At 57.8% G+C, this 18934-nt stretch carries 9 protein-coding genes and 1 tRNA gene; 4 read left to right on the top strand and 6 right to left on the bottom strand.

What is annotated here, in order from left to right:
* The first annotated feature begins 3 nt into the window (after positions 1-3).
* The 3 genes from DES53_RS14975 to DES53_RS14965 all read left to right on the top strand — a co-directional run bounded on the left by DES53_RS14975 (position 4) and on the right by DES53_RS14965 (position 5974).
* Positions 4-1674, top strand: a complete 1671-nt coding sequence (locus DES53_RS14975) for a sensor histidine kinase (RefSeq protein WP_113959104.1) — start codon at positions 4-6, stop codon at positions 1672-1674.
* Positions 1675-1678: 4 nt separating this feature from the next.
* A complete protein-coding gene (locus tag DES53_RS14970) occupies positions 1679-2308 on the top strand; it encodes a response regulator transcription factor (protein ID WP_113959103.1) in 630 nt (209 codons plus the stop codon).
* 192 nt (positions 2309-2500) lie between these two features.
* Positions 2501-5974 carry a DUF7133 domain-containing protein gene (locus DES53_RS14965; RefSeq protein WP_113959102.1) on the top strand — a complete coding sequence of 1158 codons (3474 nt, stop codon included), beginning with the start codon at positions 2501-2503 and terminating at the stop codon, positions 5972-5974.
* Positions 5975-6322: 348 nt separating this feature from the next.
* Here the strand turns inward: DES53_RS14965 and rnhA are convergent, their stop codons facing one another.
* From rnhA to DES53_RS14935, 6 genes are all read right to left on the bottom strand, one after another.
* The gene (gene rnhA / locus DES53_RS14960) at positions 6323-6832 is read right to left on the bottom strand and encodes a ribonuclease HI (protein WP_113959101.1); all 510 of its coding nucleotides are present in this window, start codon (positions 6830-6832) and stop codon (positions 6323-6325) included.
* Positions 6833-6899: 67 nt separating this feature from the next.
* Positions 6900-8216 (bottom strand): hypothetical protein, encoded by a 1317-nt coding sequence (locus tag DES53_RS14955; protein WP_147263422.1) that lies wholly within the window; start codon positions 8214-8216, stop codon positions 6900-6902.
* 180 nt (positions 8217-8396) lie between these two features.
* Positions 8397-12902: a PVC-type heme-binding CxxCH protein gene (locus DES53_RS14950; protein WP_113959099.1), complete on the bottom strand. Its 4506-nt coding sequence runs from the start codon at positions 12900-12902 to the stop codon at positions 8397-8399.
* 300 nt (positions 12903-13202) lie between these two features.
* The gene (locus DES53_RS14945; RefSeq protein WP_113959098.1) at positions 13203-15602 is read right to left on the bottom strand and encodes a DUF262 domain-containing protein; all 2400 of its coding nucleotides are present in this window, start codon (positions 15600-15602) and stop codon (positions 13203-13205) included.
* Positions 15599-17416, bottom strand: coding sequence for a DUF262 domain-containing protein (locus tag DES53_RS14940; RefSeq protein WP_113959097.1), 1818 nt, complete (start codon positions 17414-17416; stop codon positions 15599-15601). The genes DES53_RS14945 and DES53_RS14940 overlap by 4 nt, the downstream gene beginning before the upstream one ends.
* Positions 17417-17538: 122 nt before the next feature.
* Positions 17539-17613, bottom strand: a tRNA-Cys gene (locus DES53_RS14935).
* Between the two features lie 104 nt (positions 17614-17717).
* Between DES53_RS14935 and DES53_RS14930 the strand changes: the two genes are divergently transcribed.
* Positions 17718-18497, top strand: a complete 780-nt coding sequence (locus DES53_RS14930; protein WP_113959096.1) for a hypothetical protein — start codon at positions 17718-17720, stop codon at positions 18495-18497.
* The last annotated feature ends 437 nt before the right edge of the window (positions 18498-18934 follow it).

Genomic DNA, 18934 nt, shown 5'->3' with positions numbered 1-18934 from the left:
ACAATGCGGCGGATTGTTGCCCTCCTGCTGTGGGGTGGGTGGGCCATGGGCGTGCGCAGTGAGGAATCGATCCCGTCTCCTTCGCCCGCACCGGTACCCGTCGAGATGCTGGTCGATGGCAAGCCCTTCTCTGCATCTCAAGGCATCTACAACATCCCCGCACTCGCGAAAAGCGTGGGCTTCCGGCTCGGCAAATCTGCCCTGGAAGATCCGGAGGGCTGCAGGCGCATGCGCTTCAAGCTGGACGGCGTGGATGAAGCCTGGCGCCAGATGAGTAGCGAAATGTGCTTCATTGTGCGGTTTGCCGACGCCGCAGGAGATCAGGTATGGCAGCGCAGGTTTTCAGTGGATGGCATCAGTACAGGCTGGCACGGCGAGCCGGAGACCTCCACTTTCACCCCGCGGCAGGAAACGGTACGCGTGCCGACCAGCGCAACCTCGATGACGATCGCGATCTCCTCGTCGGGTCCGCCAACGGCCATGGGCATCTACGTTGTTCAGGCGTTGAAGATCACCGGCACCTCCCCCTCAGGCAGGCGTGTTGTCTATGAAGCCGGATCCAGTGCCGGAGAGCATCCCTCCATCGCAGATGGCTGGGGACGCAGCGGTACACGCCCTTCCATGGCCAGGCTGGTCTCCACCAGCACGGGCGAGTCCTTTTGCATCCTGGATGATGATCCCGGCACGCACGCGGAGTGGAATCTTTCGCGGGCAGGGGCGCCACGCGTCGAACCCGGCGAGGTGCTCACCATCGAGTGGTCTGAGATGTACGACATCGGCATGGGCAATCGCTTCGATGTCAACTATGGCAACCTGAGTCCAGGCACGTACCTGTTCTGGAGCGAGGAACTGGACGCCACTGGCAAAACGCTCACGGGACCCCGCTCGCTTTCATTCGTGGTGTTGCAGCCGTTTTGGAAGAGGGCATGGTTCTGGGCCGGCGGTCTGATGCTGGTCGGGGCGCTGCTCTGGCTGGCATGCCGCGCCATCATCCGGCGGCGCATTTACCAGCATCTCTCACGACTCGAGCAGGAGCGTGTTGTGGAACAGGAACGCCTGCGGATCGCGCGCGATCTTCATGATGACCTCGGGGCTAGACTGACCCATATCTCACTCATGAGCGGTCTGGCGGAGAATGAACCGCAGAGCGCAGCTTCGAGGGAGAACTTCCAGCGCATCTCCAGCATGGCTCGTGAGCTGGTGGCTGCCCTCTACCAAACCGTGTGGACGGTGAATCCCGAACATGATCACCTGGAAGCACTCGTGGACTACCTTTGCCAACTGACGCAGACCTTCTGCGATACGGCGAAAATCCGCTGCCGCATTCATTCCTGCGAGGTGCCCGGTGAGCGTCCCGTGTCCAGTGAAGTACGTCACAATGTTACTCTTGCTGTGAAGGAAGCGCTGCACAATGCCATCAAGCATGCGTCGGCAACGGAGATCACCGTGCGTATGGAGTTCGCAGATCCACACCTCACCATTCTGGTCTCTGACAATGGGCGCGGATTTGATTCCACCATTGTGGCTCCAGGCAATGGCCTCGACAATATGGCGCGCCGCATGAAAACCCTGGGCGGAACCGTTTCCCTCCAAGGCGCACCCCACGAAGGCACCACCGTGCGATTCGAGGTATCCATTCCCGCTGCACCATCCAAACGCTCACCAGCGACCTAAGCCGATGAAAGAAAAGAAAACGGTCGTGATCGTCGAAGATGACACGGGACTGCGTGAGCAGCTCTTGCTGGTGCTCAAAAGTGCACGCGATATCGAGTGCCTGTACGCCGTGAATTCAGGCGAGGAGGCCATCGGGCAAATACCCTCCAATCCCCCCGATGTGGTCCTGATGGATATTCAACTGCCCGGCATGTCCGGCATTGAGTGCGTGGCTGCGCTGAAGAAGCGCCTGCCGGATTTGGAGTTCATCATGCTCACGGTCTATGAAGACGCGGATCGTATTTTCCGCGCCCTCAAGGCGGGTGCCAGTGGTTATCTGGTGAAGTCGAGTGCGCCGGAGAAATTATTCGAAGCAATCCGGGATGTGCATTCTGGCGGAGCACCATTCTCCGCCCACATTGCGCGAAGAGTGGTGCAGTATTTCCGCGGCCCCACCAAGCCGGTACAGGAGACTGAAAAACTTTCGCCGCGCGAGAGCGAGGTGATCGAGCTCCTGGCCTCGGGATACATCTACAAAGAGATTGCCGACAAGCTGGGCATCGGTACCGAGACCGTGCGTACCTATGTCAAAAACATCTGCGCCAAGTTGCGTGTGAAGAATCGCACTGAAGCAGTTGCGAAGCATTTTTCCTGAGATTCCTGGCAGGAATAGAGTGCACCCTTCCTCCCCGCTTTTGGGGATGCTACAGAAGATGACGGCCTGAGCGAATGCGTCCACCTTGGGCTGCGAAGCCCGGAGCACCGCTGTCTCGTTAAAAACCCCAATACCGCGAGGGGGGGTGCCCGGGCTCACCGCACCTCTGTTCAATCACTGTTCATCATCTCTGTGATCAAACGTTCATTGTTGAAGTCCGGCCTTCGTCTAGGCGCACTCCTGCTGGCCCTCTCCTTTACCTCCCGCACACTGCCGGCACAACAAAGGTCTCCCGCACCGGCTGTCACGAAATCCAAGGACGCTATCTCGGTACTGGTGATTGGAGGACAGAACAATCACGACTGGAAGATTGGCAATGAATTCCTGCTGACCCTGCTGAACGGACAGCCGGGCATTGTCGCAGAGGAATCCAATACCCCGGCGAAAGGCGCGCCTGCCTCAGAATGGGATGCCTGGGATCCGCAGTTCCACAAGTACCAGTGCATCGTGCTCGACTACAACGGCGAGATGTGGCCGCAACGGGTGAAGGCGGCCTTTGAGAAATACGTGGCCGAGGGCGGTTCCGTGACGCTCGTCCACGCAGCCAACAACAGCTTCACCGGCTGGGTCGAATATGAAAAGATGGTGGGGTTGCTCTGGCGCCACACGATCTACGGAGCCGGTATCTATCTTGAAGAAGATGGCACCATCGTGCGTGAGCCTGCTGGCAAGGGCCGCTCCTCCGGACATGGCAAGCAGTGGGACTGGCAGGTCACCGTGCGCGATACGCAACATCCCATCACCGCTGGCATGCCCCGTGTGTGGAAGCATGTGAAGGATGAACTGTACCACGGCCAGCGTGGTCCTGCGGAGAATGTGCACATTCTGCTCAGCGCCTTCGACGATGCGAAGTACCAGGGAACAGGCAAGCACGAGCCGGTGCTCTGGTGGGTGCCCTATGGCAAAGGGAAAGTGGTGACCAACGTGATGGGCCACGTCGGAGATAGCTCAGGTCCCCTCGCCTGCGTCGGTTTTCAGACCACATTCCTGCGTTCCATCGAATGGCTCGTCACCGGACAATGCCAAACGTCCATCCCTGGGGATTTCCCCACGGCGGAGCGCACCAGCCGACGCTTCCCCGGTGGCATCCCCAAGGAACCCATGCGGATGGACCTGACTACGACGGAGGCCATGGAGCGTATTCAGGTGCCGGAAGGATATCGCCTGGAGCTCGTCGCGTCTGAGCCTACCATTGTGCATCCCGTGCTCTGCACCTGGGATGGTGACGGTCATATGTACGTCGCAGAGATGCGGACCTACATGCATGATGTGAAGGCCACGGGTGAAGACGAACCTCTCTCACGCGTGTCCCGTCTCACGGATACTGATGGCGACGGCGTCCTGGACAGGACGACTGTCTTTGCCGACCACCTCGTGCTGCCACGCATGGTGCTGCCTTTGGACAGCCGCGTCATCATTGCGGAGACCTACACGGGGAAATTCGTCACCTATCAGGACACCAACGGCGATGGTATCGCTGATGAGAAGAAGGACTTCTACCATGGCGAGCCGACAAAAAACAATCTGGAGCACCAGGACACGGCACTCCAGTGGGGCATCGACAATCACCTCTACAGCGGCAATCTCTCCCGCCGCTTCCGTATTACCAGCAAGGGCATGAGCATGGAGCCCGTGCAGATCTTCGGCCGCACTTCGCAGTGGGGATTGGCCATGGATAATCAGGGCCGCTTCTTCTGCTCGGCGGCGGGTGGTGAAAATCCCGCCTTCGGTTTTCAGCAGATCCCCACGTACGGCAGCCTGAGCTTCCCAGACGAGACCGCGCCTGGATTTGCAGAGACCTTTCCCGGAGTACAAACGCTTGACACCCAAAGCGGGCTCAATCGCATTCACAACATCAAGGGCACACTGAACCACTTCAGCGCGTGCTGCGGGCAATCCATCTTCCGCGGCGATCGCTTGCCGGAGGAATTGCAGGGCGATTACCTTCTGCCGGAGCCGGTAGGTCGTCTCATCCGCCGGGCAAAGGTGAACAATGTCGAGGGCAAGCGCGTGCTCTCCAACGCCACTCCCGGCACGGAATTCATCACCTCCACGGATATGGCGTTCCGTCCTGTCTGGACCGCAACAGGTCCCGATGGCTGCCTGTACATCGTGGACATGCACCATGGGGTGATTCAGGAGAGCGCCTGGGTTCCCCCTGGAGGCTATCTCCACGACACCATTATTAACGAAGGGTACGACAAGTATGTCGGCCACGGTCGCATCTACCGTCTGGTGCACAAGGATTTCAAGCCGGGTGAGAGCCCGCGCATGCTGCAGGAAACTCCCGCGCAGCTGGTTCAGCACCTCTCCCACACCAACGGCTGGTGGCGCGACACTGCGCAAAAACTTCTCGTGCTCAAGGGTGACAAGAGCGTGGTACCGGCACTCACCGAACTCGCCCGCAAGGGCAAGGAACCGCTGGGCCGCATGCACGCGCTGTGGACGTTGGATGGTCTTGGCGCCACAGATCGCCAACTGCTGATTGATGCCTTCCACGACAAGGACGAACGCGTGCGGGCTGCTGCCATCCGCATCAGTGAAGCCTATCTGCAAAAGACTGACGAAGGAGTGATGGCCGAACTGGAACCCCTGCTCAAAGACCCCTCACCAGATGTGGTCGTGCAGGCGGTCAACTCCCTGCGCTATGTGCCAAAGAAGGGTGGACACGCCGCCATCCAGGCCGCGGCCACCGCTCATCCCTGGAATGAAATCATCACTGCATCAGCACGGCAGAGTCTGCAGTTCGATCCAGAGAAGCCGAGCGGTATCTCGGTGAGGATTGATCCAGTGGGCATGGCGCTCATGCGAAAGGGCAGTGAGCATTACCAGCAGCTCTGCTTCGCGTGCCACGGCTCCGATGGCAAAGGCGTGGTGACATCGGACGGTCTGCACCTCGCTCCCCCGCTCGCCAATTCACCGCGTGTGGTAGGCAGTCCGGATGCGCTCGTGCGCATCGTGCTGCATGGCCTCATGGGCGAGGTCGATGGTAAAACCTATCCCGGGGCCATGGTGCCGATGAAAGCCAACGATGATCAATGGGTCGCGGAAGTGGTGACCTACATCCGCAACAGCTTTGGCAACAATGCGCCAACCATCACACCCGCCGAAGTGAAGACCATCCGCGCGGACTCAGACCGGCTGGAGCCTTACACCCTCGCAGAGCTCGCTCCGTACCTGGCAGTCACCCGCGATGTCATGACTCAATGGGCCTTCAGTGCCTCGCTCAAGGACCACGAAACAAAGCGCGCCTGGGACGGTGACGCGAAGTCCCGCTGGTCCACCGGCACCCCGCAGCGCCCGGGTCAATGGTTCCAGTTCGACATGCGTCAGCCTCACGTGTTGACCCGCATCGCTCTCGATTCCCTGGCGTCCAAGGATGACTACGCCCGGGGCTACGAAGTCCGGGTGAGTGATGACGGTGAGAAGTGGTCCGAGCCCATTGTCACCGGCAAGGGAGCCGCCATGACCATGATCAACTTTCCTCCCAAAACCGTGAGCCGCTTTGTGCGCATCACGCAGACCGGTTCCGACAAGGGCTGCTTCTGGTCCTTCAACGAAATGGCGGTGTATGGAACCGCGGAAGGTAGTGAGAAGTCAAAGTAACACCGGCACACATCGAAAACGGATCGACAGGAACCTGCTCCAGTGTCTTGCAGTAGGTCCAAGGATCGGGAACGCCTCGTTCCCGTGAGCGGGCTCCACGTCTGTTGACATGATAGAGCCCTCTGATTCCTATGTGTGTTGAACAGGCGCTTCGGCAAATCAAAGCTAAAGACGCTTTCACCATGGGAACGAGGCGTTCCCACTCCCTGGGCCTATGCCATGTCCACGTTGCATGGGCACCTTTGGGGTAGGCATTACTTCAAGCAGCGCGTTGTCTCCACACTGCGGGATTCGATTTTCGCATCCCCAAGTAATGAGCTGATGAAGTGACTCGAAAAGCCACTGTAGCTATGCTTGCCCCGCTGCCTTGAACGCTGTGAGCGCTGCGGCGAGTTGCTGCCGGGTGTGCTGCTTCTTGATCGTTTCCATGGCATCACGGCAGAGTTGGTCGCAACGCTCGTTGTCATCGTGACCGGCGTGCCCCTTGACCCAGTGCCACTTCACCTGATGCGGTGATGCCGCCGCATCCAGCGCCCGCCAGAGATCCGCGTTTTTCACCGGCTCCTTGCTGGCAGTCTTCCATCCGTTCTTCTTCCACCCGAACAGCCACTTCGTAATGCCATTGCGGACATACTGGGAATCAGTGTGCAGCGCGACAGCACAAGGCTTCTTCAAGAGGTTGAGCGCTTCGATGGCGGCGCGCAACTCCATGCGATTGTTGGTCGTGGCCGGTTCACCACCGCTGATCTCCTTGCGATGCTTGCAGGACTCCAGCACGGCTGCCCAACCTCCCACGCCGGGATTGCCGAGGCACCCGCCGTCGGTGTGGATGGTGACTTGTGGGAGGCCTGGTTCCATCGGGATTCATATCAGGAGAGCACTGAATGGCAAGCAGCAAGCCCGGTGCCGATGGTTGGTTGTTCGCTCACTTGATGTTGAATTTCTCCCGCAAACGCTGGCGATTGTAGGCCGCGTCATCCCGGAACGGACGCGGTGGTCCATTGCCTTCCATGATGTCCACCAGGATACTGAGATACATCACATCCAGAGAGCGGAGCCGTTCAAACGATGGATGCTCCACCAGGCGGCGTGCGATGTCGCGCCATTCCTTAGGCTTTCGAAACTCCAGATCGTGAATGAATATCGACTGTGGTGTCGAGCCTCCGCTCGGGTTGGGTTCCTCATAGAACCACTTCACCGCCCGTTCTCGATCTGAGGTATCGCCCAGCGCAGCAAGAGCCGCCATGGCATGGGCACGATCCCATGACTCGTATTCGCCATCCAGATCCTTCATCGCTGCCCCTACTGCCCCGCGTACCAGCGCAGGGTCGGCGTCTGCTGCCGCGGTGTAGAGTTTCAGTTTCAACAGTTCTTCCGCTTGGACTGGGGAGAACAATCGCGCGGCATAGGTGATGATGAATCGCCGTCCATTCTCGGGCTTGTCGAGCTGGGACACCCGCAGGCCCGCGCGTTTCCCGCTACGCAGGAACTCAAGGAGAGCCTCCGGTCCGAGCTCCCGTGCCGCAGCGATCATTTCAGCTTCCGTGGCAAACCAGTCCAGCCAGTGGCCGCTGCTCCCGAAGACATCATCCGCCAGATAGAGCAGCACCCAAGCGCGTGTCGCCCTCGGCAGAGCTTCCAGGGAATCCGTGAAACGTCGGAGAGCCGGTCTTACACTATCCTCTGGATGATAAAATCCTTTGACTGCCCGCTCGTAGCGGAGCTTGTGCCATGCAAGCCAGTCGGGATTGTCTTTCCTGGGAGCCAACCAAGCCTCTGTATCTGGATCATTACCCAACCAGCCCAACCTGTACAGGATCGTCCGCGCCACGTCTCCAACCGTCTGCGGATGGGTAAAAGGATGGTCCATCAGCTCGCCCGTCATGCCTGATGGTCGAGCCTCACGCGGCAGTGTAGCGGCATCGTTTTTCACCAGCTTGAGGCACGCGGGCACCACCTCGGGTGTCTCCTTGGCCAGAAGTGCAAGAAGCGCCAGCGCGCGGATGTCAGCATCTGAATGGGTGGTCAGTTGCACAAGGTCCGCGGTGACAAGCTGCGGGGCGTTCAGCTCCGTGAGTATCTTCCATGCCGCGGTAACTTGATATCCCCGGGTGTAGTCGCGAGGTTCCCGTCGAAAGTAAAACTCACCAGTGGAAATGAAAGGCAGACGCGACTTGATCGACTGCAGGACATCCTCCGTCTCCCCCGCTTGCGTGCGCACACCACACAGGAGTAGGGGCACGATCCAGATGCCAGCACATAGCAAACGCATTCTCATCATCGTGGACACTACACGAGCCCGTGTGGCCACCGTCAAGAGTTTGTAAAAACCACTGCCGTCAAAGGTCCCGTGGTAGTCGGGTGGAACAATCGGCGCGGTGTTACGGCCGATTGTCCGTCCCTGTGCATGGTATCGAAACGCCTACTTCACCTTCAGCACCCCACGCATGATGATGGAATGCCCCGGGAAGGAGCATACATAGGGGTAGTCTCCGGGCTTCTCAGGAGTAGTGAACTCGATGATCTGTTCCTTGCCATGATCGAGAAGCTTGCTGTGCCACAGGATGTCCTTGCTCTCGGGGATGAAGCCAGTCTCGAAGCCCTGCGCACCCATCGTGAGAGCCTTGTTGGCGATCTCATCAAGCTTGCCGGGATTCACGAGTAGAATGTTGTGCGGCATGAAATCCGGGTTGGCAAAGGTGAGTTTCACCTTCTTGTTCGGCTTCACGGTGATTTCTTTCACGTCATACATCATGCGCTCAGGAACAGTGGCGATGCGGATGGTGGTGAGTTCCGGCGTATCGCTGATGATGCCGGACTTCTGCGCCTTCACTTCCTCCTCGCCGGCGATGACACCTCCGTGGAACGTGGACTCGACATTGTACCAGAAGTGCTGCACCACATGAGCGGCATTGCGTGCATGCGGCTCGGGTGATTTCAGGAGCTGGCCGAGGAGCTCGACGTTCCGCACGTTGTGCTGCTGGTAGAGCCAGAGGGCTTCCAGAAGATGGTGGGCGTCCTCCTTCTTGTTCGGGTCGAACTGCTTGATCCACTCCTTCGTCGCGGCAATCACCTCCTTCGAGTCGCGCGCGCTCAGCTCCACCCGCGTACGGTGGCGGATGCTGTCCGTGGGATGCTTGAGGTTCTCCAGCAGTGCAGGGATGGGCTGTCCGGCAATCGCCACCGGCTTCTGCAAAGCCCGCCCCGTGGCAGTGATGCGGTAGATGCGTCCGTGCGCCTTGTCACGGTTGGGGTCGCGCACGTTGTGCTGCATGTGACCGATGATCACGTTGTGCCAGTCCGCCATGTAGAGAGAGCCATCCGGGGCGAAGACCACGTCCGACGGGCGGAAGTTCTTGTCACCGCTCATGAGGAAGCCGCGGGACTTCTCTTCGCCTACCGTGCCATCTGCTTGCGTGACTTTGACCGTGAGTTCCTCACCAGAAGGTTCACCCCACACGGTGGCCTTGTCCGCATCGCGTTCCAGTTTGTACTGCTTCACGCCAAGGAAGCCGATGACGTTGCAGATCAGAAAGTCTCCCTGCATTTCTTCCGGGAAGTGCTGGCTGCTCACCACCTCGCTCGCAGTGACGGGACGCACTTCCTTCTTCAAGAGTTCGTACATCTTGAAGCTGTTGCCCTCGGGCCTGACCTGGAAGGCACGGCCACCTGTGCCATCCGTGGCGTACTGATAGCCCCAGTAGTCAAAGGAGGTGCCATGCGGATTCGGTGAATTATCCGCGTGCTTCGAGATGGTGAAGCGACGCGGGTCAAAGCGATACATCGCGCTGGCGCTGGCCTGCAACGACGGGCCCCACGGATGCTCGTGGTTGTGCTGCATGAAGACGCCGCTCTGCCAGTAGATACCACCGTCCGGGCCGAAGATGAGATTGTTCGCGCCATGGTGCGTGTCGCTGCTATCGAGACCCTGCAGCATGATGATGCGCACATCCGCCTTGTCATCGCCATCGGTGTCCTTCAGGAAGAGCAGTTCGCTCTGACGCGTGACCAGCACACCGCCATTCCAAAACTCAAATCCCAGAGGGTTGTTGACCTTGGCGAACTCGGTGGTGCGGTCGGCTTTGCCATCGTTGTTGTCGTCATGGAAGATGACCAGGGCATCGCGGGACTCCTTCAGCGGCTCCCACTTCGGATAGTCCGGCCACACCGCAACCCACAGGCGGCCTTTGGTATCGAACTGGATCTGCACGGGATTTGCCAGCTCGGGGAACCTTTTCTCATCCGCGAAGAGCTGGACTTCGAAGCCTTTCCGCACGGCCAGATGCTCGATGCCTTCCTCGCCACTGACGTACTTGAGCAGGCCTTCCTTCTGCGCACTGCTGCTCTTGCTGCCGCCACCGACATTCGACTTCACCGGAATGGGTGTGGGCACATTGCTGTCGTCCACCTTCTTGTCTCCGCCCTTGATGCGCGCCCATACACGCTCATCGCGATTCGCGGTCATCACATCGAGCATGGAAAGCTCATGCTGCAGCACCACGCCGTTGGTCTGGCCATCTACAAAGGCCAGTGTCGAGCGGCTGCCCCAGACGTCGTTGCCATCAGACGCATGGTAGCGCTGGTACCAGTGGTAACTCTTGTCGAGCACGGCCTCGCGCAGCTGGTCCAGGGAAGCGGAGGTGCTCACCGGCTTGCCCAGCAGCGCCGTACCGATCACTTCCGCGAGCTGGCGATTGCCTTCATCCGTGAGGTGCACGCCATTGATGGTCAGCGGTTCCTTCGCAGCCTTGAAGAGTTCCAAGGACGGATGGTACAGATCCACAAAGCCCACACCGGCCTCTGCTGCTGCTGCCTTTGTTGCTTTGGTATAGGCCTCGAGCTGCACATTGTGCGCCTTGCCGTCTGGGACGTTGGGATTGCGTGTGTCCTCATGCGCGATGGGACTGAAGAGCACGATACGTGGGAAGGACTTGCCGTTGGGCTTCGTGCCACGCGTCTTCTTCACAAACTCCAGGAGCTGCGCCTTGTAGGCGTCCGGCTTGTTGTCGAACGATTCGTTGTAACCAAAGAAGCCGAAGACCACATCTGCCTTCACATGCTGCAAGTAGGTGGCCATGGAAATCTGGCCAGGACTGCGCGGATATGAATTCGGACGGTCTCCGCTGGTGGTCATGTTGCGGAAGCGCACCTGCTGGTCCGTGAGCTGGCTCTGCAACACGGTCTCCATCCATCCATCATGCTGCATGCGCTCGGGCAGACCATTGCCAAGGATGGCAACGACATCGCCCTTCTTGAAGGCAAAGGGCAGCACATCCTTGTAGCCCACAGGCACCTCCACCATTACCGGCTCCGGCGGACCGGATGGCTGCCCGCCAGACCTGCCCGCTTTCGACGCGGGCTTGCCCGGCTTGCCGTCAAAGGTGAGGTACGTGAGCTTGCCCTTGTCCTTGATGTCGATCGTCATCGACTCGGGGGCCTCGATCTTGGTGGCGACGAAAACATCCTTCCGATCCGCGTCGAGCAAGCGCAGCGTGAAGGCATCCAGACGACCAGTGAAACCTGCGCGATTCCAAATGCTGACTTTCTCAATGTCCATCGCCGTGCCGAGGTCCAGTTCCCACCAGGGGTTCGGCTTGTTTTCTTGGGTGTGTGTCTGGCCGGCCTTGCCCCAGTCAGGATTCTTGTTCCCGTCGACGGCGCGCTGAGGGACGCCGCCATTGCTCGCGCTGGACTGCGTGGCCTTGCCCGAGGGCGCGATATTCTTGCCACCCACGATGACCTCCACTTCCGCCAGGGTGAGTGTTTCACTCTCACCGGGAATCTCGATGCGTACAAAGCGGGCAGGCTTGCCCGTTACGAGGGGTGCTGGAGCCGCCACCGCTGGCGCAGGCTTTGTGGTTTCGCTCTTGTCCGCAACCTTCGGCTTCGCGGGTGCGCTCGTATGGTGATTTGCGGGAATCTGGCTGTCGTAGGCAGCATACATTTCCGGCTTGATGCCGCGCGCATAAGCGCCACCGCCGAACGTATTGGGCTCAAAGGGACCCACGAAGGCGATATCGAGATCCGGCTTGATCCTGTCCTCCAGACCCACCGCCCAGAGGATGCCATTCACCACGAGACGACGATAGCCATCATTGGTGATGTCTTCCGAGGTCCCGTAGAGTGTCGTGAAGACGCGCGCCTCTTTACCAGACGCCGACTTGTACGTGCGGGTCCACTCGCTCGGCATCGGCGGCTTCGTCGCATCCGCGGGAGACTCCGGCGTCATCCCATTGAGCGGTTGCGCCGTGGTGAGCACCTCTCCGCTCGTCGGCTTGCCTACATACCCACCGACTTGCACCCACACATCCTTCACCCCGCGGAGGATGGGATGCGATGCCTTGTCCGGAGCGATGGCAATACGCGTGCTCTGTTTGTGATTCGTGCCGTAGTGGCCCACCCACGTCTGGCCGAGTACTTGATGGCCAAAGCCCAACTCATAGTCCTTGCCCTTGTAATCATACGAATACTTCGCGAAGGCGCCATCCTTCGGAATCTTGAACCCATGCGTCGCCGTGCGCAGTCCGACCACCGGACCACCGCGATTGATATAAGCATCGAAATGCTTCATCTGCTCTGCCGGGAAATTCTGGAAACGCAAAAACACCACCGCGAGGTCTGCCGTGTCCAGCGCCTCGATGCCCGGCATGTTCGAAACTTCTCCCGCCACAATGTCCCCCTGGCTGTCGATGTCGAAAAGCACCGTGCACTTGAAGCCGAGATGCCTCGCCAAAATGCGAGCCAACGCCGGTAGCGACTCCTCCGAGCGATACTCATGGTCGCCCGCGAGGAAGACAATGTGCTTCCCCTTTCCCGGCCCCTCCGTGCCCTCAAATACCAACGGTGCCGCTCCTGCCAAACCGGCAGAGACAGTCAAAACGAGGAGAGTACGCGTCAGGAAACCAGCAAAACGTGAGAGGGAGGTCATGGGAGGACGGACAATACGTCCCTTGGAATCACGCTCGATCGCCGGATTAGGACTGCATTTCGAAGCTCTTGTTGCCAACCTCAACGCTTTTGCCCGGAATCTCGTGCTTGCACTCCGATCACCACTCCAGCTGATACCGCTCAACGAGTGGTGTCGGGCACGAAGTAAACTCCCGTTCAGGGAGCTTTTGAAGTCAGCTGCTTATTGGAAACGCCAAAGGATGTACCGAATTCGGCGTGATGTGCATTGCTTGGGACTCATGCTCCGTTGAATGATGCAGTTGAGAACATTGAAGGGCAGCTATGTCTTGGCTGGAAGAGTGGCGAGTAGTTGGGCAAGCTCGCTCACGGCCGGCTCAATCGCGTCTGGAAACATATGTTTGGAAAGCGACTTCTCTCCGTCAGTGAATCCACCAGCGCTGCAGAGCAGGGTGTGCAATTCAGGAAACTCGTTCAGTTTGCCGCGCCCGGTGCTGAGGTAGTATCGCCCCCCTTGGAATCCGATCCAAAACCACAACTCTTCGCCGCCATAAATGAACTTGAGCGGGATAGATGGTTGATGGTCCCTCCCGGACACGGATAGGTAGCCAAAAGGTTCCAGCGGTTTCAAGCTGCCATTCTTCTGCAACTTTTGAAGGACGGTATGATGCAGTGTATAGCTGAAGAGCTCCGCATACATGCCTTTCATCCGGCTCTTGCTGAGCAGATAGATTTCGTTCTCCGACTCCCAGCGCATCAGCTTCTGTCCGCAATATTCAATCGCATGGGGCGTCCGGACAAAGGCTTCAATCCAAGGTCGCAGCCCGGTAGCCGCAGCGACCAGCTCATCGAGTTGTTGGCTGAGCGGGCGATCGGCTTTGAGTCGATCCCAAAGCTGTTTGAGTAATGGACGCTTTCCAGGATCATCTTGTGTCGAGCCCCGGAGGAGCCGCTTCCAACTGGCGACGTCCGTCTGAGCATCGGCCAGGAACGACCAATTTCTTCCGGTGGGCAATGTGTAGTCGCCAACGGAAAGCAGGGCACGCTGCCAGCGACAATCACCGAGGTTCATTACGCCGTGTCCGGTGAACATTGCTTCCGCCTTCGCCAGGTAATCCTGAAACCGCTCCTGCAGATGTCGATGCGTTTCCGCGCTCCAATCGAAAGACCCGCTTGATTGCCATTGTTCCACCGCCCCTGAAAATTCACACAAGAAGTCGATCTGACCCCGGAAGTAGCCGTGACATTCTGCCCGCTCGACCAGCGTCCTCCACCCTTCGTGTCTGAGGATCAGACCGGCTTTCATCCGCTCTTCTCTCAATTGCTGTTCGGTGAAACCCGCAACCTTATCCTTCGCACCAAGAGTACAAAGGTGCTCAAGAATTTTTGTAGAATGCGGGAGAAGATCTCGCAAGCCCTTTGCAGGACTTTGCAAACGATCGGTGCGATCGATATCGGAGTTGACCGCCAGATTGTGCACGACCCGCATCCACTCCCGAAACGGACCCGCATCAATCTTTCCCTCGTGCGCCTGGATGAAGAGCGCATAGCCAGTAAAGAGAACTACCTCTGGAGCGGTAAGCTTGGTGGGGGCCTCGATCAATTTCTGAAACACCTTCTTCTCATCGAAGTATGGGCTATCCAACAGAGGCTGTGACAGATCTTCTGCATTGCACCATGCTTCCAGCAAGCTGATCAGCATTCTTGTGAATGATTCATCCAGCCAGCCCTGGGCAGCAAAGGTGGAATAAGAAGGCAGATTACTTTCGTCCCGAAGGAGGGAGGCGTGCTTGAAATATCTGCTGTCCCCCGGGTCGCGCGAAACGAGCGCCACCACGCGAAACAGGTTCATCACGGCTTCATCATAGATGGCAGAGTCTTCCTGTCGGTGCGTCCAGAAAAAGTCGGCCCAGGAGGTGTCCATCTTGCGGGCAACGAACTCTGCGATCGGGAGGGACTCCTCACCGATGTTCCGCGTCTCTCCTGGGAAGAGCTCCTTTAGTTTCTCCTCATAACCTGCCTTGAATGTTTCAAACGCCGTGAGCGGTTTCCCACGGGCGTTCATTTTGATGTAGAGATCGTCTGTAAGCTTGAACCTTTCCAGATCCAGTAGTTGGAAAGTGATCGCCGGGCGCTTGTCATCCGTGAGCCGCGCGTATAGCCCGGAGGATCTGGAAAATCGCCGATGCATCGCATCAAGCATGTTCAGAACCGCCTGGATGGTGGGGTCCAACCTCCAGTAGCGGAAATACCATGGCTGGTCTTCAAGCCAGGCGCTGATCACTTCGAGGTCTTCCGGTCGGCACTGCGGCGGGTGGGCCACCAGCTTGTCAAAAAACTCCGTGCTCGTAGTCCGTACGCTGTAGGAAAAGCGTGCGTGCTCAGTTCCGCAGAACAGCTCCTCGAATTCACTCCAGCACCCGTCCTTCCAAGCCAGATACCAGTGGAGAAGAAAAAGCGTGGTGAGCCGTTGCTGTCCGTCCAACGGCAGAAACGCGCCTTCAGCCCTGCTCCCGTAGATGAAGTCCAAGTTCAGCGGCAGTTTGGAATCGTCCGGCGGCAGTTCCAGGTGCTCTTGCAGCACTTTCAAAAAATTTTCCCGAACTTCCGTCTGGGATGTGCGCCCTTGGGCGTAATCGCGCTGAAGCCGGGGAATCCGGATCTGCCCATGATCCCGGATCAATTGTTTATAGCTGATTGGCCTGATAGCGTCGGTGCTCATGAATGATCCTCCACGCGGCCCAAGAAAAAGCCGGTCAGCGTTTTTACCATCGCGTCGAAATAACCTTGCTGGTCACGCTCCCCCCAGAAGATCGCCTCTCCCACCTGCTGACTATAGCACTTGAGGAAAACGTTTCGGGTACAAAGTGGAACAAAAATGCCAGCCTGGTCCAAACTGAGAATACGTGTCCGCTTCACGGCGAAAGGTGCGTTTTGATAGCTTTTGTTCGTCCTCTCATCCAGCAGGGCGAGGTTGGCTATGCCGTTTTCTACCTCATCTGTCTTGGATTCGCCAAACCGCTCCAGCACCCGGGTGAGGAGCGGTTCGAAATCCAATTGTAAGGCATCGCGTGGCGGCAAGGCTAGGTAACTCTCCATTTCCGAGATGAGGTTGAGACACTTTTCGTCCTTGTCATTTTGGTCCTTGAGATATCGCAAGCATCCCTCCATCCAGTTCTTGCGAACCAGATGACTGTTCATGGGATTCGATGTCACGGATCGGACATGTTCAATGTTCCACGACTCCTCCTTGTAGCAGTCGAACTGAAAGCGGATATTCGAGCTCTTGTCTTGGAGGAGCGTGGCGACATTGAACAGCAACAGAATGGAGTGGATCTTCTTGTTCATCGCAGTTGTGCCATATTCCAGGTCCTGAAGCCTCGTTGAGACGAGTTCGCGAATTGTATCTTCCGCTTCGACAACCAATCCTGCTTCAGGAAGACTTCCAATGTTCAGAGAAAATACTCTTTCGCGAAGCCTCTGATTGAAAGTGGTTTTTGTGCAATCCAGCGAAAGTTGACGCACTTCGTTGAGATCCACTTCCTCACTCAGCAAGAAACCCACGATGTGGTAGAGGACGCGATCTTCATACCATTCCTGCAAGCGCATAAACTCCTCTTTCACGCGAAGCCACTCCTGCCGTGGCGTATGGCCATCCTTCATCCGTTTGCTGAAGACAAAAAAGTACTTGAAAGGGTCGTCCCGGACCTCTGGTGGCAACCCATATGATTGTGCGAGCTTCTCAAAAAGAAAGCCGATGCGGTTGTGCCGGCGTTCGGACTCATTGCTGAGGAACCCCCAGAAAGGCGGATCTTGTAGAGCCTTCTCAAGTGTATCCCATTCATGGGCAATCTGCTGCCGTTGATCATGAGCTCGACCTTCCACCGTCCCGGAGCTTTCGGCTCGCAGAAACAAGGCACGGATTAGCTCGTCGTCCGTAAGGGGAATTTTCCCAACATTCAGACGCGTAAAGGCTTCGATCGGCTTGTCGTTTTGTCCCAACTGAAACCAGATAACCTGGGTCCGGTTCAAAAGGGCCGACTCTATGTCATTGACATGATTCAACTTCGCTTTGAACCACTTTCCTATCGCCTGCATGGCTTCGTGCAGATGGTAAAAATCAACATTGGTGGAGGCCAATTCCTCACTTGGTTCGTTCAGGAAATCATCGAAGCCACGCCGCGTCTCGAACGTAATTTTGAACAGGCTGCGACGGTAATCCTCCGTCATGCGCTTGTTGAGATGGTGGAGAATAAGCAGAATGGTGGTCAAGCGCTGTTGTCCATCAACCACTTCAAAACTCTTCTCTTTTACTCTGACGACCAGCGGCTGTAGGCAATAGAACTGCTCCGGGTCTGGATCCTGATGTCGAATAGAGGACTCCCACTCCCAAATGTCGTCTAACAACTGCCTTACCTGCAACGGTGACCAGCGATAACCCCTTTGATAGGCGGGAATGAAATAATTGACCGGATCGCCATTCTGGTCCGTGAGCAATGAACTGATGGGTTTCAGGCAAAGGCTTGATTCGCTCATTACATTTCAAGAGCGCAGTTTCTCCACGCGATCAACCTGAGCTTGAAACAAGCACTACGCCACAGCCGCTCAGCGAAAGGTGTTTGTATTTCACGATCCCGGCTCGCCGCCCCCAACTTTTTTGGAGGCGGGGGCGGGAATCGAACCCGCGAATGGAAGTTTTGCAAACTTCTGCCTTACCACTTGGCTACCCCGCCAGTGACTGGCGCGAATAGGCACCCTATCGCGGGGAGGGGCGCTGTCAAACAGGGAGTGCAAGGGCTTGACCCGGCTTTTTGGCCGTTTCATGCTATGGTATTCCATGAGCGAGCGCCCCACGGAGGCATCCAAGGCTGAGCTGACCCCATCCCCTACCCCGGCACAGACCCGTGGAGGCAGCGGGTGGTGGAAGGCGTTTGCCGTCGTGGCGGTGACGGCGCTGCTGTGCTTCACGGGGTTGGCGGTGTATCTGGGGATGTCGCTCAAGGAGGCGTTCTCCCAGCCCGGCAAGCTGCTCAGTGGATTCTTTTCGGGAGAGGTGAAGCATTCAAATTTCAATGTGCTGCTCGAAATCCAGCGCACTCATGGGGACAATCTGGAAGTGGCCTCTCCCACGACGACCATGGAGACCTTCACCAAGGCGGACAGCCGCATGGCGGCTTGGGGCAAAATCTATCTCGGCACCACGGTCACGGAAATCAAAGTGCCGGCGTCCTACCGCTTCCACGTCAAGCTCTCGGAACTGAAGGACGCGCGCGTCGAGGGCAATGTGCTCATCATCACCGCGCCCGAGATCCGGCCTTCTCTGCCGGTAGCCTTTGACAGTACCGGAGTGGAAAAGAAGTCGGACAGCGGCTGGGCGCGCTTCAACAGTGCGGAGCAGCTTGCGGAAATGGAGAAGAACATCACCACGGGTCTCGGCGAGCGTGCCGTGAAGCAGGCCGAAGTCGTGCGCGAGGTCGCTCGCAAGGACATAGAGGAGTTCGTGCAGCGTTGGATCGTGGATAACAATCCAAATCTGCGGGAGCAGATCCGCGCCATCAAAGTGCTCTTCCCCGGAGAGACCTCGGACAAGGTGAAGTCAGAGACACCGCTGCCGTAAGGTCCTAAGGCGAAGCTTTCCAAAGTAGTTTCAGCTTTCAGCCGAATGGAAGCTGGCGGATGTGGTGTGGACTACGTTGTAGAGCTGAACATCACCAGCACGACATCCCAAGGATCGGGGGCACTCTTGCCCCATTGGCGGGTGCCTTCATCTGAGCGCCCGACTCGCCAGTCACCATGAGATGCACCTGCAACTTCATGCATTGCGCAGGACAAAATGGGGGCAGGAGTGCCCCCGAATCTTGAAAGGACCTTCGGCCCTGCGAACGCATCTCGCGAACAGGCAGTCAAAATAACAAAAAAGGATGCACTGCGCGCAGTGCATCCGAATCCATTCGGCTTCAGCCCAATGCCATGAAGGAAAATGCGGGGTATTTTACCATGGTATGAGCTTAAACTCGAAGTGACCATTGCGGGAGGAGCGCTCATGGATACGTG

The organism is Roseimicrobium gellanilyticum (assembly GCF_003315205.1).
GTDB classification, from domain to species: Bacteria; Verrucomicrobiota; Verrucomicrobiia; order Verrucomicrobiales; family Verrucomicrobiaceae; genus Roseimicrobium; species Roseimicrobium gellanilyticum.
Note: the sequence above shows the minus strand (reverse complement) of the source record. Positions and strands in the feature narration are given on the sequence as shown.

What these genes read in the sequence shown, in the direction of transcription:
- DES53_RS14940 (WP_113959097.1), bottom strand. Translation starts at nt 17,416, where the DNA reads ATGAGCGAATCAAGCCTTTGCCTGAAACCCATCAGTTCATTGCTCACG.
- DES53_RS14930 (WP_113959096.1), top strand. Translation starts at nt 17,718, where the DNA reads ATGAGCGAGCGCCCCACGGAGGCATCCAAGGCTGAGCTGACCCCATCC.
- DES53_RS14975 (WP_113959104.1), top strand. Translation starts at nt 4, where the DNA reads ATGCGGCGGATTGTTGCCCTCCTGCTGTGGGGTGGGTGGGCCATGGGC.
- DES53_RS14950 (WP_113959099.1), bottom strand. Translation starts at nt 12,902, where the DNA reads ATGACCTCCCTCTCACGTTTTGCTGGTTTCCTGACGCGTACTCTCCTC.
- DES53_RS14970 (WP_113959103.1), top strand. Translation starts at nt 1,679, where the DNA reads ATGAAAGAAAAGAAAACGGTCGTGATCGTCGAAGATGACACGGGACTG.
- rnhA (WP_113959101.1), bottom strand. Translation starts at nt 6,832, where the DNA reads ATGGAACCAGGCCTCCCACAAGTCACCATCCACACCGACGGCGGGTGC.
- DES53_RS14945 (WP_113959098.1), bottom strand. Translation starts at nt 15,602, where the DNA reads ATGAGCACCGACGCTATCAGGCCAATCAGCTATAAACAATTGATCCGG.